The sequence below is a fragment of the Nonomuraea sp. NPDC050202 genome (assembly GCF_040656115.1).
In the GTDB taxonomy this organism is placed as follows: Bacteria; Actinomycetota; Actinomycetes; order Streptosporangiales; family Streptosporangiaceae; genus Nonomuraea.
The window spans coordinates 221,565-243,077 of record NZ_JBFALF010000002.1 but is presented as its reverse complement, the minus strand read 5'-3'; the positions used below and the strand labels follow the sequence as shown (position 1 = coordinate 243,077).

The window sequence follows — 21,513 nt, the reverse complement described above, 5'->3', positions numbered from 1 at the left end:
TTCGATCGGTCCTGGTGGCAGTCCCGGACGGGACTCCCCGTAGGATCCGATCCGTCCTACAAGCTTGTGCGGCACCGCTCGCACAGAAACCCTGAAACACCAGAAGGAGAACCAGCGACATGGCTGCCACCGAGCAGGACATCCTCCAGGGCCTCGGCAAGATCATCAACGAGATCACGGGCATCCCGGCGTCCGAGGTCACCCCGGAGAAGAGCTTCGTGGACGACCTCGACATCGACTCCCTGTCCATGGTCGAGATCGCCGTGGCCGCCCAGGACGAGTTCGGCGTCGAGATCCCCGACGACCAGCTCAAGAACCTGAAGACGGTCAAGGACGTCCTCAACTTCATCCAGAACTGAGACGTAGAAGAGATCCACACCCGCACTGATCAGTAAGGAGCGCGAAAACGTGAGTGCGAACCGGGTACGTGTCGTCGTCACCGGCCTTGGCGCGACGACGCCCGTCGGTGGAGACGTCACCTCGACCTGGACGGCTCTCCTCGCCGGTCAGTCGGGTATCGAGACCCTCACCACGGACTGGATCGACGCCGTCCCCGTGAAGTTCGCGGGGACGGCGGCGGTCGATCCCACGGACGTCCTGCCCAGGCCCGAGTCCCGCCGCCTCGACCGCAGCGAGCAGTTCGCCCTGGTCGCCGCCAGGGAGGCCTGGCAGGACGCGGGCACGCCCGAGGTGGCGCCCGAGCGGCTCGGCGTGGTGGTCTCCAGCGGCATCGGCGGCATCTCGACCACGCTCAGCGCGTACGACACGTGGAAGGAGCGCGGCTGGAACCGGCTGTCGCCCTTCACCGTGCCGATGCTCATGCCCAACGGCCCCGCCGCCTGGATCGGCCTCGATCTGGGCGCACAGGCGGGCGTGCACGCCACGGTGTCGGCGTGCGCGTCCGGCGCCGAGGCCATCGGCTACGCGATGGACATGATCAGGGCCGGCCGCGCCGACGTGGTGGTGGCCGGCGGCACCGAGGCCGCCATCCACGGCCTCAACATGGCCGCCTTCGCCGCGGCGAGGGCCATGTCCCAGCGCAACGACGACCCCCAGGGCGCCTCCCGCCCCTGGGACCGCGACCGCGACGGGTTCGTGCTCGGCGAGGGCGCCGGCGTCGTCGTGCTGGAGTCGGAGGAGCACGCCAGGGCGCGCGGCGCGCGGATCTACGCGTACTGCGCGGGCATCGGCTACTCCGCCGACGCCCACCACATCACCCAGCCCGAGCCCGAGGGCCGGGGCCAGATCATGGCGATGACGCAGGCGCTCACCGACGCCGGCATCACCGGGCTCGACGTCAAGCACGTCAACGCGCACGCCACCTCGACCCCGTCGGGTGACGTCGGCGAGGTGGCCGCGGTGGCCAAGGCCATCGGCACCCACCCGCTGGTGACCTCGACCAAGTCCATGACCGGCCACCTGCTCGGCGGCGCCGGCGGCATCGAGTCCGTCTTCACCATCAAGGCGCTGCAGGAGCGCATCGTCCCCCGCACGATCAATCTCGACAACGTCGACGACGGCATCGAGGTGGACCTCGTCTACGGCGAGAACCGCACGCTGCCCGAGGGCGACATCGCCGCGGTCAACAACTCGTTCGGCTTCGGCGGCCACAACGTGACGGTCGTGTTCAAGGGAGCCTGAATGACCCTGCTCGACGGGGTGGTGAGCGAGGGCTCCGAGCAGGAGCCCGCCGATCCGCGCGATCCCATCGTCCGGCTGGAGGCGCTGCTCGACGAGGCTCGCCGAAGCTGATCACCCCGGAGGGCACCAGCGGCGTCCTGGCCGCCATGGGCCGCGTCGAGGGCGTGCCCGTCGTCGCCTTCTGCAGCGACGCCCGCGTCCAGGGCGGCGCCATGGGCGGCGAGGGGTGCGAGCACATCGTGCACGCCTACGACGTGGCCGTCCGCGAACGGGTGCCGATCATCGGGATCTGGCACTCCGGCGGTGCGCGACTCGCCGAAGGCGTCGAGTCGCTGCACGCCGTCGGCCGGGTCTTCGCCGCCATGACCAAGGCGTCCGGCGTCGTGCCGCAGATCTCCGTGGTCGTCGGGCCGGCCGCCGGTGGCGCCGCCTACGGCCCGGCACTCACCGACCTGGTCGTCCTGGCCGGCTCCGGCCGCATCTTCGTCACCGGCCCCGACGTGGTCCGCAGCGTCACCGGCGAGAGCGTCGACAGCGCGGCCCTGGGCGGCCCCGAGCCGCACGGCAGGCATACGATGTCAAGCCGCTGGTCAGCGGCCTGCTCGACGAGCCCGGTGTCGAGCTGCACCCCAAGTGGGCGCCGAACATCGTCACGTCGCTCGGCCGCCTGGGCGGCCGCACGATCGGCGTGATCGCCAACAACCCGCTGCGGCTCGCCGGCTGCCTCGACGCCACGTCCGCCGAGAAAGCCGCCCGCTTCGTACGTATGTGTGACGCTTTCGGGGTGCCGTTGGTTGTCCTCGTGGACGTTCCCGGTTACCTGCCGGGCGTCGGGCAGGAGCACGGCGGCGTGGGTCCGGCGCGGTGCCAAGCTGCTGCACGCCTTCGCCGAGGCGTCCGTGCCGCGGGTCACGCTGGTGACGCGCAAGGCGTACGGCGGGGCGTACGTCGCGATGAACTCCCGCTCGCTCGGCGCGACCAAGGTCTTCGCCTGGCCGACCGCCGAGGTGGCGGTCATGGGCGCGGTGGCCGCGGTCCGCGTGCTCAAGCGGCGCGAGCTGGCCGCGGCACCGGAGGAGGAGCGGGCCGAGCTGGAGCTACGGCTCACGCAGGAGCACGAGAAGCTCGCCGGCGGGCTGGCCAGAGCTCAGGAACTGGGCGTCATCGACGAGGTCATCAAGCCGGAGGAGACCCGCGGCGCCATCGCCAGGGTCCTGGCCCACGCCACCCCGGCCCGGGGCGCCCACGGCAACATCCCGTTGTAGCGATCTTGTTCAGCGGCTCGCGGAGGTCGGCGAGCGGAGCGTCTCATCCTTCCGGCCGTCCCTAGACGGCCGCGTGCAGCCACCGCACCGGCGCGCCGTCGCCGGCGTACCTGAACGGCTCCAGCTCCTCGTCCCACGGCTTGCCGAGCATCTTGTCCAGCTCTTCCTCCAGCACGCACCGCCCCTGGGCAGCCATCATCATCGCGGCGCGCAGCCGGTCCTCGGGGATCATGATGTCACCGGCAACGCCGATGACCGCCGTGAAGGCGCCGAGCGTCGGCGTGTAGGCATGCCGGGAGCCGTCCACGCCTGGCGAGGCGTCCTCGGTGATCTCGAACCTGAGGCGCTGCCAGCCCATGAGCGAGGAGGCGATGGCCGCCGCGATGCCCGGCCGGCCCTCCCACTCCGCCTGCGCGCGCACGACGTTGGGCGCGGCGGGTTGCGGAGTCCACGTCAGATCTACGGGCACGCCAAGGACACCCGCGACTGCCCATTCGATGTGAGGGCACAGCGCGGGCTGAGCCGAGTGGACGTAAAGGACGCCACGAGCAGACACCGGACCTCCCGTTTCGGTACGAGGTGCGCCTTCCCCAACGGCCTCGCCCCGGGATGATCACAAGTGACTAGGGAGAGACTACCGTCGGTCGCTACCTGACACCAGAGGGGGGCCATACCAAGTTGGTGCGTGAGTGGCGGGTGACGGCGGTCCCACAGGGGAAACATACCCGCCCATGGAACTGCAATCTGTCGGCGAGGCGTTCATCCGGCCAGGTCAGCTGCTGGCCGACCGGACCGCGCTCGCCGCCGTGTCGCGCTGGACCCAGGCGGTCTCGGAGGCCGACGGCGTCTGCGTCGTGCACCTGGCGCCCGGCGTCGACCCCTGCGAGCTCACCGTCGAGCTGCGCGCTCAGGGCCTGCGGGCCTCGCCCAACCACGTGCTGCGCGGGCAGCCCCTGTTCTTCGGCGGCCCCGCGTCCAGGCCCTTCCCGGCCCCGCCGGTCTCCCACAAGGCGGGCCGGGCCCGGTCCGACGTGGTGGTGGGCCTGCTCGACACCGGCGTCGCCAAGCACCCCTGGTGGTCGGGCAGCGACTGGTACGCCCGGGTCGGCCCGGAGGACGCCGACGCCACCGAGGGCTCGCAGGCGGGTCACGGCACGTTCATCGCGGGCCTGCTGACGCGCCGGGCGCCCGGCGTGCGGCTGCGCGTGCACCGGGTGCTCGACGGTGACGGCCTGGCCGACGAGGCCTCCGTCGTGCGCGTGCTCCACCGCATGCGGGAGCGGCCCCCGCAGGTGCTCAACCTGTCCTTCGGCTGCCACACCTTCGACGACCGGCCGCCACCCCTGCTGTCGGACGCCCTCGGCGCGCTGGCCGACACCGTGACGGTGGCCTGCGCCGGCAACACCGGCTCCGACCGGCCGTTCTGGCCCGCCGCGCTGCCGTTCGTGGTCGGCGTGGCGGCAGTGGACTCCACCCAGCAGCGCAGGGCCCCCTACTCCGGCTACGGCACGTGGGTCGACGCGTGCGCCCGCGGCGACTGGCTGACGAGCAGCTATCTCGACACCGGCGAGTACGGCGGGTACGCGGCGTGGAGCGGCACGTCGTTCGCCACCGCGCTGGTGTCCGGCGCCATCGCCGACGCGGCCAGGCACGAGCCGGCCAAGAAGTGGATCAGGAGCCTCCTTGACTCCGAGGAGACCCCGCAAATTCCCGATCTGGGGGTTCTCTTCCCGGCGAGTCTGTAGAGTTTACGCTCAGTCCCCGGACAATCACGAGGAGGAATGATCTCCTCTTCGTGCCGGCGAAAGGAGGCCGTATGCGCGATCCGGCGGAGCTGCTCGCCGCCGCCGACGACGGCGATCGGTCGGCCTGGGACGAGCTCGAATCGAGGTTCGGGCCGCGCATGTGGGCCGTGGCCCGCGCGTGCGGCCTGAGCCCAGCCGATGCGGCCGACGCGGTCCAGGGCACCTGGCTGCGCCTGCTGCAGAATCTCCGGAGCATCAGGGACCCGGCGGCAGTGGGTGGCTGGCTCATGACGACCGTGCGCCGCGAGGCCCTCCTGCTCCGGCGCAAGGAGCTGCCGGTGATCTCCTCCACGGAGGCGATCAGCGAGCTCGACCCCGCGGCCGTCGTCCTGGAGGCCGACGACCGGCACCTGCTCTGGAAGACGGTCTCCACCCTGAACGAGCCCTGCCGCACGCTGCTCCAGCTGGTCGCGATCGATCTGGGGAACCAGCAGGTGGCCTCGCGGATGGGGATGCCCACGGGCAGCGTCGGGCCGACCAAGGCGCGCTGCCTGGAAAAACTGCGCACTCTGATCTCGCTACAGGAGACAGCGCAATGATCAACGACGAATACTTCCTGGCGGCCCTCCGGCTGGCCTCCGGGAACGACCCGATCCCCAGCCAGGTGTCCGCCGCCGCACGTGACGCCTGGCGGCTGCGGATCCCCCAGGCGGTGACCGCCGCCCACGAGGCCGCCACGATCCGGAGCGTGCGCGCCGACGACAGCTCGCACCTGGTGCGCTTCGTCGCGGCGGGCCTCACCTTCGACCTGGAGGTGACGGAGGGCGACGGGCTCATCGATGTCGCGGGGCACATCTCCCCCTATCCAGGGGAGGGCGCCCTCGTCGATGTGAGATCCCCGCACCTGACCCTGACCAGACGCATCGCGCACACCGGTCACTTCGTCGCCACCGGCCTGCCACCCGGCTGGCTCAGCGTGGTGTGCCACCGGCCCGGCCACGCGCCCATCCAGACCACCTGGGTGCGCATCCGCCCCTGACCCGCCACTGATCCGCCACTGTCCCGGCCGGGAGGGTCGCGCCCGCTCCCGGCCGTCTTCGATCGAGGCCGGCCATGAGTGCGACAGCCGACGGGCAGGGCCCGTCAGACGACCTCCACCCGCTCGTCAGGGCGGCCGAGGCCGCCTTGATGCGTGCCCTGGTCGACCCCGACCAGGCCCTGCGCGCCGGCCGCGTGATCGTCGAGTCCGCGCGCCGCGACCACTGCCCGGAGGCCGAGGTCATGGGGCTGCGGACGATGGCGCTGGCCTGGCGCGAGCTGGGCGACCTCGAGAAGGCCGAGCTGCACCTGCGCGAGGCCCTCGCCGTCCGCGGCGCCCCTGCCGCGCGTACCGCCCAGGTCCGGCTCTCCCTCGTCACCGTGCGCACCGAACGCGGCCACCCGCTCCAGGCCCTGCGTGTGGCGGCCCTGGCCTGGGCCTACCTGTGCCCGCTCGACCGCGCCAAGCTCGACACCCAGCGTGCGGTCGCCCTGGCCCACCTCGGCCGCCACCAGGAGGCCATCGCCTCCTGCGACCGGGCGCTGCTGGCCCTGGTGACCGCGCCGGGCAGCATCGACGACCGCAGGTTCCTGGCCGGCGGCCTGCTCAACCGCGGGCTCATCCACGCCTACCGCTGCGACTGGGACGCCGCCATGCGCGACCTCACCGCGTGCCTGCAGATCTCCCAGTACGCCGGGCTGTGGCACCTGGCGCGCCTGGCCGCCGCCAACCTGCCCTTTCTCGCGGTCCGCCGCGGGGACATCGCCGGAGCGTTCCGCCACTACCGCGATGCCGAGGAGACCCTGTTCGGCTTCCCCGAGCGGCTGGCCGCGATGCGGGCCGACTTCGCCGGCGCCCTGCTGGCGGCGCAGATGCCCGGCGAGGCGGGGACGATGCTGCGCATGGCCGTACCGGACCTGGAGGCGTCGGCCTCATACACCGCGCTGGCCGAGGCGCGGCTGAAGCTGGCCCAGGTGGAGCTGCTGACCGGGGACCCGCACCGGGCCAGGCAGGTCGCCGAGCAGGCGGCGGCCGAGCTGGCCGCGCAGGACAGGACGTCGTGGCTGCCGCTGGCCAGGGAGGTCGTCCTGCGCTCGCGGCTGGCGCTGGAACCCGTCACGCCCGAGCTGGTCGCGGAGCTGATCGCGTGCGCCGACGAGCTGGAGGACGGGTTCACCCACCGGGCGGGGGCGGCGGCGCTGCGGCTGGCGGCGGCCGAGGCGGCGCTCGCCGTGGACGACCACCCGACCGCCTCCGCCCAGCTCGCCAGGCTCACCCGGCACGCCGAGCGGCGCGAGCGGTGGATGCCCGCCGGCACCAGGCTGACCTCGCTGGCCTCCGAGCCGCAGGCCAGGCAGCTCGCGCAGGCGTCGCAGATCCCGGTGCCGGTGCGCCAGCACGCGCTCGCCCTGCAGGCGGCGCTGCAGGAGGACGTCCCCGGGGCCTTCCGCGCCGTCCGCGACGGGCTGGCGGAGGTGAGCGGGCGGGTGGAGGCGTTCGAGGACCCGTCGCTGCGTGCCCACGCCGCCAGGGCCGGGGAGCGGCTGGCGGCCTACGGGCTGGAGCTGGCGGTGCGCGACGGGTGCCCCAAGGAGGTGTTCGAGTGGGCGGAGCGGTGGCGGGCCGTGGCGGCTCCCGCGCACGCGTGCGCGCTGGTGGACCCCGACCGCATCCGCGCCGAGCTGGGGCGGGGCGCGCTGATCGAGTACGTGGCCGACCGGGACACGCTGCTGGCCGTGCTGCTGAGCGAGGAGCGCGTGTTGCTGCGGCGGCTGGGCAGCCTCCGGCAGGTCATGGACGCCATCGTGCGCCTGCGGTACGCGCTGCGCCGCCGGCACGACGTCGAGGCCGCCGCCGCCGAGCTCGAACGGCTGGTGCTGCGGCCGCTGGCCGCCGAGCTGTCCGACCGGCCGCTGGTCGTGGTGCCGGTGGGGGCGCTGCACACGGTGCCGTGGGGCGCGCTGCCGTCCCTGCGGGCGCGGCCGGTCAGCGTGGCGGCCGGCGCGGCCGCCTGGCTGCGGGCCCGCACCGCCCGCGGCTCGCGCTCCGGCGGCCCGCCGCGGGTGGTGGCCGCGGCCGGGCCCTCGCTGACGCACGCCCACTCCGAGGTGGCGCACGTGCTGGCCTGCCATCCCGGCGGGCGGCAGGTGCCCGGGCGCGTCGAGCCGGTGCTGGAGGCGCTCGCCACGGCCGACATCGTGCACCTGGCCGCACACGGGACGTTCCACGCGCGCAGCCCGCTGGTGTCCGGGATCACGCTGGAGGACGGGCAGCTGATGGCCTACGACCTGCTGGACGTCTCGCGCTCGGCCGGGCTGGTGGTGCTGTCGGCGTGCAACTCCGGGATGTCGCGCGCGCCGGTGGATGGGGCGCCGCTGGGGCTGCCGGGGACGTTCCTGGCCAAGGGGGCGGCGTGCGTGGTCGCGGGGATGGTGCCGGTGGAGGACGAGATGGCGCGGGCGGTGATGAGCACGTTCCACGAACTGCTGGCGGCGGGGCAGCCGCCGGACGCGGCGCTGGCTTGCGCGGCGGCGAAGACGGACGAAACGGGCTTCGTCTGCTTCGGCGCCGGCGACCAGCCGTTCTGCTGAATCCACCACGCGCACGGCCCGCGCCTCGCCACGCCTACGGCCCACGTGGCGCGCGTCGCGGCGGCCCGCCCGTGAACCGGAGGAGCGTCTCCCTGGACAGGGGTCCGCCACGTGCGGCGGGTGGGGGACGTTGGCTTGCCGTAAGGGAGGGAAGGCTTCCGCATCCCCCAACGGATGGAAGGCTTCTAGGGACCTGTAGCGATCGGGCGCGAGGTGTCGGAGACCCAGTCGGACCAGGAGCCCACGTACAGGGAGGCGGGCAGGCCCGCCACCTCCAGGGCCAGCACCTCGTGTGCGGCCGTCACCCCGGAACCGCAGTACGCGCCGGTCGCCACCCCTTCCCGCACGCCCAGGCCGGCGAAGCGGGCACGCAGCGCGTCCGCGGCGAGGAACCGGCCGTCGGGGGCGAGGTTCTCGGTCGTGGGTGCGCTGACCGCGCCGGGGACGTGCCCGGCCACCGGATCGATCGGCTCCACCTCGCCCCGGTAGCGCTCCCCCGCCCGGGCGTCCAGCAGCACGCCCTGCCCGGCCAGCGCCGCCGCCTCGTCGGCCGTCAGCGCGGGCATCCCGCCCGGCCGCGCGGTGAAGTCGCCCTCCGCGGGCTGCGGGACCTCCTTCGTGGTCGGCAGGCCTGCCTCGATCCAGGCGGGCAGGCCGCCGTCGAGGACGCGCACGTCCTGGTGGCCGAAGTAGCGCAGCGTCCACCAGGCCCTGGCGGCGCTGGTGGCGCCGGCGTCGTCGTAGACGACCACCGGCCGCCCGCCGGAGACGCCCAGCCGTCGCATGGCGCTCTGGAACGCCCCCGCCTCCGGCAGCGGGTGCCGCCCGCCGCCAGCGGGCGGGGCAGCGAGGTCGGCGTCGAGGTCGCAGTAGGCGGCGCCCTCGATGTGGCCCTCGCGGTAGAGGTCCAGCCCGGGCGGGCCGCCGAGCCGCCAGCGCACGTCGAGCACGGTCGGGCCGTCGAGGGCGGCCAGCTCGGCAGGGGTGATCAACGGGCTGGTCACGACTGAACCTCCAGAAGCGGGACGTGCTGCTCGGCCGCCGTGAGCGAGCCGTGGTAACCGGTGAACAGTGCCTCGATGCGGTGCGTCGACGGGGCGGTGATGGCCAGGTCGGTGTGCGGGACGGCCACGACGTCGCCGATGCGTGCGAGCCACGCGTCGGCGACGCGGGGGCCGAACCAGCCCGACTCGACCGCCTCCTGCCTCGACACCACCCACGCCTTGCCGCGCAGGGTCTCGCGCCACGCCTCCAGCACCTGCTTCGCGGCTCCCGGGCGGGCGTACACGTGCCTGGCCCTGGCCTCACCGCCGAGCAGCGCCACCCCTTCGGTCAGCTCGGGGACGGTCTCGGCGTCGAGCTTCTCGGTGGCGTTGACCATGCCGTGGTCCGCGGTGACGTACAGGGCCGAGCCGGGCGGCAGCCCCTCGGCCAGCCGCTGCGCCATGTCGTCGACGATGCCGAGCTGGCGCAGCCACTCGTCGCTGCCCCAGCCCACCATGTGGCCGGCCGCGTCGAGGTCGCCGTAGTAGACGGTCACGTACGCGGGACGCCGCTCGCGCAGCGTCTCGTGGACGCGGGCCACGCGGTCGTCCACGGAGTCGGCGGCCACGTACCGCACGCCGCGGTAGACGGCCCTGGTCAGGCCGCTGCCCTCGAACTCGGCGGGCCCCACGTAGACGGGCTCGACCCCGGCCTCGGCGGCGCGCTGGTAGACGGTCGCGGCGGGCTGCCACTCGTCGGGGTCCATCGTCAGGCCGTCGGGGAGCGTCCAGCGCAGGCAGTTGAACAGGTGCCCGGTGCCCGGTACGGCCAGCATCAGCCCGACCATGCCGTGCTCGCCCGGCGTCAGGCCCGTGCCCAGCGTGCACAGGCTCGTGACGGTGGTGGCGGGGAAACCCGCGGTGAGCGTCCGGCCGGTCAGGCCGGACAGGAACGGTGCGGCCTCGGGGTGCGCGCGCAGCAGGTCGGCGCCCAGGCCGTCGACCACGAACAGGCAGACGCGGTCGGCGGGGTCGAGGGCCAGCGCGTTGGGCTCGCGCAGGCCGAGGGCGGCCAGCAGCGACCGCGGCACATCCGCCAGCGACCCACCGCCGTATCCCGGCACCAGCATGCCCCTCAGTGTAGTCCCAGGGGGATCTCCGGCCTCGTGCTGTTCTCGCCCGATCGGCATGCGCCCACCGCCCAGCCGGCACCACCACCCAGTCGGCACCACCACCCGGCCGTGCCCGGTCGGTACCGCCGCCCGCCGCACCGCTCATGCCGCCACGGCGCCGCTTCCCTACGACACAACGCTTCCGCACCATGCCGCTTCGTGCGCGGCGCGGTCGTAGACGCAGGCTGCTCCGAGCACCGGTCGTCACGCCCCGCAGTCACCTGTCGCCTGCTGCCTGTCACCATGCTCGGCACCGGTGGTCGCGCTCACCGCAGTGCCGGCCGTCGTACCCGGCACCGTGCGCCGCATGAGCCGCCAGGCCGGAGCGGGCCGGGTGCAGGAGGTGGCGCGGATCAGGCCGTCACACGGCTCAGGCCGTGGCGCGGGCGGTGGCCTCGGAGAGGGCCTTGGCGAAGGCGAGGACGTGGGTGACCGCTTCCGGGCCGTCGGCGGCCTCGCTGACCCGCAGCGACAGGTCGTCGGCCGTGATGGCGCCCGTGTAGCCGTGGTCGGCCTCGCAGTTCTCGTCGCCGCACGTCGCCGGCTCCAGGTCCACGTGCGAGATGGCGCCCCAGCCGATCGTGAGCGTCACCTCCGTGGGAGGGACGCCCGGCACGTACGAGGCGGGGTCGGGCACGACGCGGGTGACGGCGACCGACTGGACGCGGCTCAGCCTGACCGCCTCGGTGGTGGTGGAGGCGTGGGACGCCGAGACGCCCTCGACCGCCGGGTGCTCGTCGGTGTGGCAGACCAGCAGCCGCGTCGCCGACAGCACCAGGACGGTGACGTGACGGCGAACCTCCATCGCGGGATCGAAGGTCGCCTCGTGGTGGACCACGAACGCGGTCACGGCCTCCTTGCCCAGCGCGGATTCGACCGCATCGGTGACGAGGTCGGGATAGTAGCCGCTGCGCTCGATCGCTTCACGCAGGCCCGCGGCTGAGACTCGGGTTTCCCTCATGGCTCCATCCTGCCAGGACCGGGCAGTGCACTCACCCGCCGGACATAACGCTCTATAACGTCTTCTGTCTGGTCAATAGTGGGCACTTGGGTCACTTCATTCGCTGAGGGCGGATCCGCTGAGGGCAGAGCCCGGCCAGGCGTCCGTCCGGCCTGGACCGCCGGTGCCGAGGAGACCCGGGCACGGGCCGCCCACCCCGCGGACGGCCCGCGTCACGACAGCCCGGGCACGGGCCGCCCCGACGCCTCAGGACAGCCTGCGGGGGCCGACGTCCAGGCGCGGGCCCGCCGGGGTGCGCAGGATGGCGCGGGCGCCGAGGATCATGGCGTCGGACTCCCCCACGAGCACCTGGTCCAGGTCGAGCCGGGCCACCTCGGGCAGGTCGTGGGCCAGGCGGCCGACGCGTACGAGGAGCTCCTCCAGGGCGTCCACCGCCACGGGCGGGTAACCGTACTCGCCGAACAGCAGCGGCGCAGCGCGTACGGTCCGCACGAGGGCGGAGGCGTCCTCGCGGGTCAGCGGCGCCAGGCGGAAGCCCTGGTCCTGCAGCAGGCGCGCGGTCACCTCGCCCAGCCCGAACGACACGACCGGCCCGAACGCGGGATCCTCGATGACGCCGACGACCGTGGGCACGGCGGGCTGCGGCGCCATCCGCTGGACGGCCAGCTCCACCCCCTCGCCGAACAGCTCGGCGAACTCGGTGTAGGCGTGCCGCACCATCTCCGGCCCCGTCAGCCCCAGGCGCACGGTGCCGGCGCGGCGCGAGGCGCCCGGGTCGGCCACCTTGACCACCACCGGCCAGCCGAGGCGCTCGGCGGCGGCCACGGCCTCGTCCCGCGAGCGCACCACCTCGGCGGGCCAGACGGTCAGGCCGTAGCAGGACAGCAGCTCGGTGGCGTCGATCTCGACCGGCGGCCCGGCCTGGGCGAACCCGGCCGGTGCGGCCTCGGCGTCGGGCGCGCTGCCGGACAGCGTCTCGTGGACGAGCGTCCTGGCGCGCGCGGTGTCGATGCCGTCGAGCTCCTGCGGCGGTGTCGAGGGCTGGGCCCGCCACGTGGCGTAGCGGACCACCTGGGCCAGGGCCCGCACGGCCTCCTCCGGCGCCGCGTACGACGGGATGGAGCCGCGCGAGGGCGCCGACGGGCCGGGCACGCGCAGGTCGGGATGCATGCCCAGATGGCCGCGGAACGTCGCCAGCACCGGCTTGCCCGAGTCCTTCGACACCTTCAGCAGCTCGCCGGCGACCTCCTCGGTGCGTCCGGGGATGGGCGGCATGTAGATGACGACGGCGGCGTCGACGTCGGGCGAGGCCAGCTCGCCGGCGAGGGCGGGGCCGAACTCGGCGGCGCCGGCGGCGGGGCCGAGGTTGACGGGGGCGCGCGGCTCCAGGCCGACGGCGCGGCAGGCGTGGGCGGCCAGCAGGCCGAGGGCGTCGGAGTTGGTCACGAGCGCGACCCGCGGGCCCGCGGGCAGCGGCTGGTAGGCGAGCAGCTGGCCCACGTCGAAGAGCTGGATGAGGTCGTCGACCCTGATCAGGCCCGCCTGCTCGAACAGCGAGCTGATCGCCGAGTCGGGCAGCCCCAGCTCCTCGGCCGAGTGCCCGGAGGGGGTGCCGCCGCTCTTGACCACCACGACGGGCTTGCTGCGCGCGATGCGCCTGGCCAGCCGGGTGAACTTGCGCGGGTTTCCGAGCGACTCCAGGTAGAGCAGGATGACCTCGGTGGAGTCGTCCTCCTCCCAGTACTGCAGCAGGTCGTTGCCCGAGACGTCGGCCCTGTTGCCCGCGGAGACGAACGACGAGATGCCCATGCCGCGCTGCGCCACCCGCTGCAGGAGCGCGGTGCCGAGCGCGCCCGACTGGCTGAAGAAGCCCACTCTCCCCCTGCCGGGCACGGTGGCGGCCAGGGTGGCGTTCAGCTTGACGGCCGGGTCGGTGTTGGCGATGCCGAGGCAGTTGGGGCCCACGACGCGCAGGCCGTAGGAGCGGGCGATGCGGGCCAGCTCGTCCTGCCTGGCCCGGCCCTGATCGCCCGTCTCGCCGAAGCCGGAGGAGACCACGACCAGGCCGTGCACGCCCTTCTCCGCGCACTCCTTGACGACGTCGAGCACGCCCTCGGCCGGCACGGCGACCACGGCGAGATCGACGTCGCCGTCGATCTCGCTCACGCTCGGGTACGCCCGCACGCCCGCCACCGCCCGCACCTCGCGGTGCACGGGGTAGACGGGGCCGGTGAAGTCGGCGGCCAGGAGGTTGCGCAGCACGGTCTGGCCCACGCCGCCCGGCTCGCGGGAGGCGCCGATCACCGCGACGGAGCCGGGGGTGAGGAGCCTGGCGATCGAGCGGGACTCGGCGCGGTGCTCGCGGGCGATCGTCACCTCGGTGGAGGTGTCGGTGGGGGTGAGGTCGAGCGTCATGCGGACGACGCCGTCCTCGAACTGGCTCTGGGCCGTGTAACCGGCCTGCCGCAGCAGCCCCGTCATGCGCATGTTGGCGGGCAGCACGTCGGCGACGAACCGCTCGATGCCGTGCTCGCGCGCCGTGGCCGCCAGGTGCTCCAGCAGCACGGAGGCCACTCCCCTGCCCTGGTGCGCGTCCTCGACGAGGAAGGCGACCTCGGCCTCGCCGGGCCCCGTGCGGTCGTAGCGGATCACGGCCACCATCTCGGCGCCGATGGTGGCGATCAGCGCGACGCGGTTGACGTAGTCGACGTTCGTGAACCGCTCGACCTCGCGGTCGGAGAGCCGGGGGCGCGGCCCGAAGAACCGGAAATAGATCGATTCGTCGGACAGCCTCGAGTAGAAGGAACGGAGGCGGTCGGCGTCGGCGGGCCTGATCGGGCGGACGTGCGCGGTGCCGCCGTCGGCCAGGACGACATCGGCCTCCCAGTGAGCCGGATATTGTGCCTCCACAGTCTCGACTGTAAACCCGCATCCCATATGCCAAGACCAGGGGTCCTGTTGGGCAACGCTTGTGCATCGACTCCTGCCCGGTCTCCGGGGTACGCCCCACGGGCAGCCCGGAAGCTGTTACTTTTGCGGTGGCGTTTCAGCCGTGGTCAGGCTCGATCTGAAGGCAGCAAGGTGGTGGCATCATGACGCGGGTCGTCGTGGTGGGCGATCTCATGACCGACGCGGTCGCTCGCGCCCGTTATGCGCTCGCCCGGGCGAGCGACACCCCGGCGATCGTGACCATGCACGGCGGCGGCTCAGGGGCGAACATCTCCTCCTGGCTGGCCGTCGAAGGCGCCGAGGTGGCCTTCATCGGCCGCAGGGGCGCCGACATCACGGGGCGCAACCGCGACATGGAGCTGATGGGTTACGGCGTCGACGCCCGGCTCGTCATGGATCCCGAGCGGCCGACCGGCACCTGCGTGGTGCTGGTCACCCACAAGGGTGAGCGCACGATGCTCTCCGACCCCGGCGCGAACGCCGCCCTGTCTCCCGAGGACCTGCCGCGCGACCTGTTCGGCCAGGGCGCGCACCTGCACCTGTCGGGCTACACGCTGATCAACGAGGGCTCGCGCGACGCCGGGCTCGCGGCGCTCGACATGGCCAGGCGCTCCGGGATGTCGATCTCGGTCGACTGCGCCTCCTCGGCGCCGCTGGAGCGCACCGGCGCCGAGCCGTTCCTCGAGTGGACCAACGGCGCCAAGCTGCTGTTCGCCAACGTCGACCAGGCGAAGGTGCTGACCGGCCGCGACGACGCCGAGGCCGCCGCCAAGGTGCTGACCGCGTGGTTCCCGCAGGTCGTGATCAAGATGAACGCCGAGGGCGCGCTGTGGTTCAGCAACGGCCGCCCCGACCCGGTGCACGTGGCCGCCGACCCGGTCGACAAGATCGTTGACGGCACGGGCGCGGGTGACGCGTTCTGCGCCGGGTTCCTGCCCGCCTGGTTGGAGGGCAAGCCGCCGGCCGAGGCGCTGTCCTCCGGTTGCCGGCTGGCAGCCAAGGCGATCATGCATCTGGGTGCGCGACCGCCGTTCTAGGCTCGTTCGCCGGCATTAGGGTGGAAGATCCCTGACTGCGCGTGGATGAGGAGCCCGATGGCCGGCGTGCGCCCGTTGCGTTCGAGTGATCCGTCCTCCATCGCCTCCTACGAGCTCACCGGATTCCTCGGCGAGGGCGGGCAGGGCAGCGTCTACCTGGGGCTGTCGCCGTCCGGGGAGCAGGTCGCCGTCAAGCTGCTGCACGCGAGGTTCACCGAGGACGAGCGGGCCGTGCGGCGCTTCCTGCGCGAGGCCGACTCCGCGCGGCGGGTGGCCGAGTTCTGCACGGCGCGGGTGCTGGACGTGGGTGAGGCCGATGGGCGGCCGTACATCGTGGGCGAGTACGTCGACGGGCCCTCCCTGCACCGGCAGGTGACCGCCGAGGGGCCCATGCAGGCGACGGCGCTGGTGCGGCTGGCCGTGTCCACCGCCACCGCGCTGGCCGCCATCCACCGGGCCGGAGTGATCCACCGGGACTTCAAGCCGGGCAACGTGCTGCTCGGGCCTGGCGGGCCGCGGGTGATCGACTTCGGGATCGCGCGGGCGCTGGACGTGAGCCAGAGCGTGAGCACGAGCGTGGTGGGCACTCCCGCGTTCATGGCGCCCGAGCAGTTCCTGGGCGAGCCGCTGCCTGCCAGTGACGTGTTCGCGTGGGCCGGGACCATGGTGTTCGCGGCCACGGGGCGGGGGCCGTTCGGGTTCGGGGCGTTGCCGGTGGTGATGCATCGGATCATGAACGGGGAGCCCGACTTATCGGGGGTGCCCGGCTCGCTCGTGCCGTTGCTGCGGGCTGCCCTGTCCAAGGACCCGCATCAGCGGCCCACGGCCGACCGGCTGCTGCAGGAGCTCATCCGCACCTCGGGGCCGGCAGGCGTGCCGCAGGCGGGTCCTGCCGTTCCCGCGCCGCGTGCCGGCGGCGGCGCGGGCGGGCCGGGGGGCCGATGGGCATCGCCGGGGTCCTCACCTGCTCCGGGAGGGCCGGCGGGGGCCCGATGGGAGCCGGCGCCGTACTCGCCCGGTCCGGGAGCGGTGACGGCGCCGCGGGCGAAGGGCGGGCGAAGGTTGCTGGTGTCGCTGAGCGCGGCGGCTACGGCGCTCGTCGTGGGGCTCGCGACCTGGGCGGTCGTGCGGCTCAACGGCGCCGGGAGCCCGACGCCGACCCCGGCCGCGGACCTCGCCAGGAACCCCGCGACGAGCCCGGCCGCCGGCGGGTACGGCAGCGCGCTCGCCTCCGTCGTGCGCCCGTCCCGCGAGAAGGGCGGCACGGTGCGCGTGTCCTCGCAGTCCCTGCTGGAATCCACCGATCCGGCGGACATGTTCTCGACGTACTCGCGGAACATGGTGCGCCTCTACGGCCGCTCGCTGACGTTGTTCAAGCCCGCGCCGGGCCCGGCGGGTACGGAGATCGTCCCTGACCTGGCCGAGAGCCTCGGCCAGGTGAGCGACGGCGGCAAGACCTGGACCTACAAGCTCCGACAAGGCGTGAAATATCAGGACGGCACGCCGATCACCGCGCAGGACGTGAAGTACGCGGTGCTGCGCAGCATGGACCCCGGCTTCGCCCAGGGCGGGTTGTTCTTCGACGTCCTGCTCGACCTCCCCGGCGACTACGAGGGCCCCTACAAGTCGCCGGACGCCGACACCGACCGGGCGATCGAGACCCCGGACGACAGGACGATCGTCTTCCACCTGCGCAAGCCGCTGGCCACGTTCGACCACGTCGTCCAGTTGCCCGAGACGATCCCGGTGCCGAAGGCGCGCGACACGCGCCAGGACTACAAGTCGGCCGTGGTGTCCTCCGGGCCGTACCGGATCGAGAGCACCAGGGAGGACTACGTCGCGCTGGCCCGCAACCCCCACTGGGACGCGGCCACCGACCCCAACCGCACGGCGCTCCCCGACCGCTTCGTGTTCACCTACGGCATGGACGCCGGCCAGGTGACCGGCCTGCTGGAGGCGGGCAACACCGAGATGGGCGGCTTCCTGCCGGAAGACGCGTACGCGCGCATCCTCGCCGACCCCGCGCTCAAGGCACGCGCGGACGCCCCCGTGGTGGCCGTCCGCACCCTGGGGATCAACCCGCAGGTGCCGCCGCTCGACAAGCTGGAGTGCCGCCGCGCCGTGGTCCGCGCGCTCGAACTGGAGGCCGTGTCCACCGCCTCCCGCGCGGTGCCGGACCAGGCGCCCACGTCACTGGTGCCACCGGACCTGCCCGGCGAGCACTACCGCGACCCCGACCTGTCTCCGGGCGGTGACCAGGCCCGCGCCCGCGAGGCCCTGACGCGGTGCGGGCGGCCGGACGGCTTCAGCACCACCTACATCTACCGCGAGCTCCCCGGCGAGAAGGAGGCCGCGGAGGCCGTGCGGAACAGCCTGGCCAAGGTCGGCATCAAGGTCACGCTGGATCACGCGCCGGTGGAGAAGTTCCACAAGGAGTTCGGGGGCGTCCCCGCGAACCTGAAGAAGAAGGGCGTGGGGCTGATCGCCAAGGCATGGGCCCCCGACTGGCCCGACACCTACACGTACCTGCCCGCCCTGGTGGACAGCAGGGAGCTCGTGGAGGACCAGCCGTCGGTCAACCTCACCGTGCGGCTGCCCGCCGTGGACGAGCTCCTGGACAGGGCGGTCGCGGAGCCCGACCCGAAGGCCAGGGCCGGGCTGTGGGCGCAGGCGGAGCGGCGGGTGGCCGAGGAGGCGGTGCTGGTTCCGACGACGTGGCGCCGCGCGTTGCTGCTGCGCGGCGTCACGGCGACGAACCTGCACGTCAGCCCGGTGTTCGGCGACTACGACCTGGTGACCATGGGGGTGGACGCCGTCAGCTCGTGACCGCCAGGGCCAGCGGCAGGACGGCCGGCGCGCCGGCGTGGCGGACCTGGGCGGCGGCGAGCGTCATCGTCCACCCGGTGTCCACGCGGTCGTCCACCAGCAACACCGGTCCGCCGCACTGGGCGATCGCGGCGCCCAGCTCCTTGGGCATGGCCAGGGTGCCCCTGATGGCCTGCACCCGCTTGGCGCTGTTGAACTGCTTGCCCGGCGTGCCGGACCGGTAGCCCAGCTCGCCCAGGTACGTCAGCCGCCCGACCTGGGACAGCCGCTCGGCGAACCCGCGCACCAGCAGGGGCCGCGACGCGGACGGCACGTTCACCACGGCGACGGGCCGCTCGCGCCAGTCCCAGGCGGCCAGCACCTTGATCACGGCGGCGAACAGGTCGTCGGGCACCGGCCCGTCCTCCCCGGCGAACAGCTCGCGCAGCCGGTTGCCCCACCCGATGTCGGTCAGCCGCCCGAGCGCCCTGCCGGGCTCGGCGCCCAGTTCGGGCTTGATCCGCCCGGACAGGTCGGGCATGCCGGTGGGCCACTGCTTGCGGGCCTCGATCTCGACGCCCGGCCTGCTCAGCCGCTCGCGCGCGCTCTCGACGGCCTGCGCGCCGATCTCCGGCGAGCGGTGCCGCCCCGTGCAGTTGTCGCAGCGGCCGCACGGCGTGGCGGTGTCGTCGTCGAGGTGCCTGCGCAGGAACTGCTCGCGGCACTCGGTCGTGGTGAGGTAGGCGAGCATGGCCTCCTGCTCGGCCCGGCGCTCGGCGGCGATGCGCTGGTAGCGCTCGGCGTCGTACGCCCACGGCTCGCCGGTGGCCTCCCAGCCGCCCTTGACGCGGCGGACGGCTCCGTCCACGTCGAGGACCTTGAGCATCATCTCCAGCCGGCTGCGGCTCAGGTCGACGGCCGTCTCCAGGGCCGGGGTGGACATGACGCCCCGCTCCTCCAGCGTCTGCAGCGTGGCGCGGACGACGGGCTCGGGCGGGAAGGCCAGCGAGGCGAAGTACGCCCAGATGTCGCGGTCCTCGGTGCCGGGCAGCAGGATGACCTCGGCCCGCTCGACCCCGCGGCCGGCCCGTCCGACCTGCTGGTAGTAGGCGACCGGCGACTGCGGCGCGCCCACGTGCACCACGAACCCCAGGTCGGGCTTGTCGAAGCCCATGCCGAGCGCGCTCGTCGCCACCAGCGCCTTGATCTTGTTGCCGAGCAGCGCCTCCTCGGCGGCCAGCCGCTCGGACTGCTCGGTCTGCCCGGAGTAGGCGGCCACCTCCAGCCCCTGCTCGCGCAGGTAGCCGGCGATCTCGTGGGCGGCGGCCACGGTGAGGGTGTAGACGATGCCGGAGCCGGGCAGCTCGCGCAGGGTCTGGGCCAGCCAGGCCAGGCGCTGCTCGGCGCCGGGCAGGCGGACGACGCTCAGGTGCAGGCTCTCGCGCTCCAGCGGCCCGCGCAGGACCAGCGTGTCGTCGCCCTCGGGCCGCAGCTCGGCCGGCAGGCGCATCTGCTCGGCCACGTCGCGGGTGACGCGCGCGTTGGCGGTGGCGGTGGTGGCCAGCACGGGGATGCCCGGCGGCAGCTCCGCGAACAGCGTGGACAGCCGGCGGTAGTCGGGCCTGAAGTCGTGGCCCCAGTCGGAGATGCAGTGGGCCTCGTCGACCACCACGAGCCCGGCGCTCTCGGCCAGCTCGGGCAGGACGTTGTCGCGGAAGTCGGGGTTGTTGAGCCGCTCCGGGCTGACCAGCAGCACGTCCACCATGCCCTCGGCGACCTGGCCGTAGATCTCCTCCCACGCCTCGGGGTTGGCGGAGTTGATCGTGACGGCCCTGATACCCGCGCGCTCGGCGGCGGCGATCTGGTTGCGCATGAGCGCGAGCAGCGGGGAGACGATGACGGTGGGGCCCTCGCCGAGCTCGCGCAGCAGGGCGGTGGCCACGAAGTAGACGGCCGACTTGCCCCATCCGGTCCGCTGCACGACCAGCACCCTGCGCCGGTCGAGCACCAGCGCCTCTATGGCGGCCCACTGGTCGTCACGGAGGCGAGCGTGGTCGCCGGCGAGCGCCTGAAGGCGCTCTTCCGCCTCTTCCCGCAGCATCGCGGCATCGGGGGCATCAATCATGCCCCCCTTGTTACCAGACGCGCTGTTCTCTTCACTCCTCAAAACCACTTCCAGCCCTTACGGCAGGCCGCCCTCACCCCACCCGCCGCCCGTGGCCGGCCCCTGTCCAGGGAGACGCTCCTCCGGTTCACGGGCGGGCCGCCGCGACGCGCGCCACGTGGGCCGTCGAGGTGGTTCAAGGGCGGCGTGGCGGGGCACGGCGCCCTTCAACCACCTCGACGGTCAAGCGGGCGCACGTGACGGCGGCCGGCCACGTGCGGGTTCAGCGGGCGTTCTCCTGGAGGCCCTCAGCCCCGCGCGGCGGGTGGCGGTGCCTTTGGCCGTGCCGTAACAGAGGGTCTTCCTGGCCGTGGGGAGGGTCACTTGTCCGCGTGCTCGGGGAAGGCGTTGATCGTGACGCGGTGCATGCGGCGGCGTTCGGTGTAGTCGGCGACGGCGTAGTGCTGGGTCGGGCGGTTGTCCCAGAAGGCCAGCGTGCCGGGGCGCCAGCGCAGGCGGAGCTGGAACTCAGGCGACCGGATGTGGTCGATCAGGTACGGCAGCAGCGCCTCGTTCTCCCGGTCGCTCAGCCCCACCAGCCGCGTCGTGGAGGCGCGGTTGACGAAGAGCGCCTTGCGGCCGGTCTCGGCGTGCACGCGCACCACGGGCCGCTCCACCGGCGGCCACTTCGCCTGGATCTCCGCCAGGTCGAACGGGTGGCCCTTGGCGATGGCCTTCTTCATCGACATCGTGATGTCGTGCACGGCCGTCAGCTCGTCGCACAGCCGCTGGATCGGCTTCGACAGCGTCTCGTACGCCAGGTACGTGTTCGCCCAGCACGTGTCCCCGCCCACGCTGGGCAGTTGCACGCAGCGCAGCAGCGACCCCATGGGCGGTGTCGGCTCGAAGGTGTTGTCGCTGTGCCATTCGTCCCCGCCCTCACCCTTGGGGGAGGTCTGGTCGAGGACGTGGATGGGGCTGGTGGAGTCCTTCTTGAAGGCGGGATGGTTGAGCGTGCCGAAGTTCAGGGCGAACTGCAGGTGCTGCTCGTCGTCGATGGGCTGGTCGCGGAAGAACAGCACGAGGTGCTTGAGCCACCCCGCCCGCAGGGTCGCGACCTCTTCCTGCGACAGCGGCTTGCGCAGATCGACCCCGGTGACCTCGGCGCCGATGTGCTTGGTCACGGGATGGAACTCGATCATGACACCTCCGGTGAACAGG

Annotated in this window: 15 protein-coding genes and 1 pseudogene; 9 read left to right on the top strand and 7 right to left on the bottom strand. The window is 73.2% G+C overall.

What is annotated here, in order from left to right; genetic code table 11:
* Positions 1-119 precede the first annotated feature (119 nt).
* The 3 genes and pseudogenes from AB0I79_RS06125 (at position 120) to AB0I79_RS06115 (ending at position 2,906) form a co-directional block, all read left to right on the top strand.
* Positions 120-359, top strand: coding sequence for an acyl carrier protein (locus tag AB0I79_RS06125; protein WP_225268039.1), 240 nt, complete (start codon positions 120-122; stop codon positions 357-359).
* A gap of 49 nt (positions 360-408) precedes the next feature.
* Positions 409-1,641 carry a beta-ketoacyl-ACP synthase II gene (gene fabF / locus AB0I79_RS06120; protein WP_357867654.1) on the top strand — a complete coding sequence of 411 codons (1,233 nt, stop codon included), beginning with the start codon at positions 409-411 and terminating at the stop codon, positions 1,639-1,641.
* Positions 1,642-2,906 (top strand): annotated as a pseudogene (locus AB0I79_RS06115) (carboxyl transferase domain-containing protein).
* Between the two features lie 61 nt (positions 2,907-2,967).
* On the opposite strand, the gene AB0I79_RS06110 reads toward AB0I79_RS06115, so the two are convergent.
* Positions 2,968-3,462, bottom strand: a complete 495-nt coding sequence (locus AB0I79_RS06110; protein WP_253740559.1) for a DUF3145 domain-containing protein — start codon at positions 3,460-3,462, stop codon at positions 2,968-2,970.
* Between the two features lie 175 nt (positions 3,463-3,637).
* Here AB0I79_RS06110 and AB0I79_RS06105 point away from each other — a divergent pair, with 175 nt between their 5' ends.
* From AB0I79_RS06105 to AB0I79_RS06090, 4 genes are all read left to right on the top strand, one after another.
* Positions 3,638-4,651 (top strand): S8/S53 family peptidase, encoded by a 1,014-nt coding sequence (locus tag AB0I79_RS06105; RefSeq protein ID WP_357867651.1) that lies wholly within the window; start codon positions 3,638-3,640, stop codon positions 4,649-4,651.
* A 71-nt stretch (positions 4,652-4,722) separates the two neighbouring features.
* Complete coding sequence (locus tag AB0I79_RS06100) at positions 4,723-5,250, top strand: sigma-70 family RNA polymerase sigma factor (protein ID WP_357867649.1); 528 nt, start codon at positions 4,723-4,725, stop codon at positions 5,248-5,250.
* Entirely contained in the window at positions 5,247-5,690 is a 444-nt protein-coding gene (locus AB0I79_RS06095) for a hypothetical protein (protein ID WP_185102401.1), read from the top strand. The genes AB0I79_RS06100 and AB0I79_RS06095 overlap by 4 nt, the downstream gene beginning before the upstream one ends.
* Positions 5,691-5,764: 74 nt before the next feature.
* The gene (locus tag AB0I79_RS06090; protein ID WP_357867646.1) at positions 5,765-8,281 is read left to right on the top strand and encodes a CHAT domain-containing protein; all 2,517 of its coding nucleotides are present in this window, start codon (positions 5,765-5,767) and stop codon (positions 8,279-8,281) included.
* A 185-nt stretch (positions 8,282-8,466) separates the two neighbouring features.
* On the opposite strand, the gene AB0I79_RS06085 is transcribed toward AB0I79_RS06090, so the two are convergent.
* The 4 genes from AB0I79_RS06085 to AB0I79_RS06070 all read right to left on the bottom strand — a co-directional run bounded on the left by AB0I79_RS06085 (position 8,467) and on the right by AB0I79_RS06070 (position 14,334).
* Positions 8,467-9,285, bottom strand: a complete 819-nt coding sequence (locus AB0I79_RS06085; protein ID WP_357867644.1) for a sulfurtransferase — start codon at positions 9,283-9,285, stop codon at positions 8,467-8,469.
* On the bottom strand, positions 9,282-10,394 hold the full coding sequence (locus AB0I79_RS06080; protein ID WP_357867642.1) for a nucleotide pyrophosphatase/phosphodiesterase family protein: 1,113 nt from the start codon (positions 10,392-10,394) through the stop codon (positions 9,282-9,284). Before AB0I79_RS06080 ends, AB0I79_RS06085 begins: the two co-directional genes overlap by 4 nt.
* 412 nt (positions 10,395-10,806) lie before the next feature.
* Positions 10,807-11,397 carry a DUF5998 family protein gene (locus AB0I79_RS06075; protein WP_052422317.1) on the bottom strand — a complete coding sequence of 197 codons (591 nt, stop codon included), beginning with the start codon at positions 11,395-11,397 and terminating at the stop codon, positions 10,807-10,809.
* A 246-nt stretch (positions 11,398-11,643) separates the two neighbouring features.
* Positions 11,644-14,334, bottom strand: coding sequence for a GNAT family N-acetyltransferase (locus AB0I79_RS06070; RefSeq protein ID WP_357867638.1), 2,691 nt, complete (start codon positions 14,332-14,334; stop codon positions 11,644-11,646).
* A gap of 155 nt (positions 14,335-14,489) precedes the next feature.
* Here AB0I79_RS06070 and AB0I79_RS06065 point away from each other — a divergent pair, with 155 nt between their 5' ends.
* Together AB0I79_RS06065 and AB0I79_RS06060 are read left to right on the top strand one after the other, a co-directional pair.
* On the top strand, positions 14,490-15,383 hold the full coding sequence (locus AB0I79_RS06065; protein ID WP_357867635.1) for a sugar kinase: 894 nt from the start codon (positions 14,490-14,492) through the stop codon (positions 15,381-15,383).
* Positions 15,384-15,440: 57 nt separating this feature from the next.
* A complete protein-coding gene (locus AB0I79_RS06060) occupies positions 15,441-18,209 on the top strand; it encodes an ABC transporter substrate-binding protein (protein ID WP_357867632.1) in 2,769 nt (922 codons plus the stop codon).
* Here AB0I79_RS06060 and AB0I79_RS06055 read toward each other — a convergent pair.
* Together AB0I79_RS06055 and AB0I79_RS06050 are read right to left on the bottom strand one after the other, a co-directional pair.
* Complete coding sequence (locus AB0I79_RS06055) at positions 18,199-20,313, bottom strand: RecQ family ATP-dependent DNA helicase (protein WP_357867629.1); 2,115 nt, start codon at positions 20,311-20,313, stop codon at positions 18,199-18,201. The two genes, AB0I79_RS06060 and AB0I79_RS06055, sit on opposite strands and share 11 nt — an antisense overlap.
* A gap of 359 nt (positions 20,314-20,672) precedes the next feature.
* A complete protein-coding gene (locus AB0I79_RS06050; protein ID WP_357867626.1) occupies positions 20,673-21,494 on the bottom strand; it encodes a TauD/TfdA family dioxygenase in 822 nt (273 codons plus the stop codon).
* Positions 21,495-21,513 lie beyond the last annotated feature (19 nt).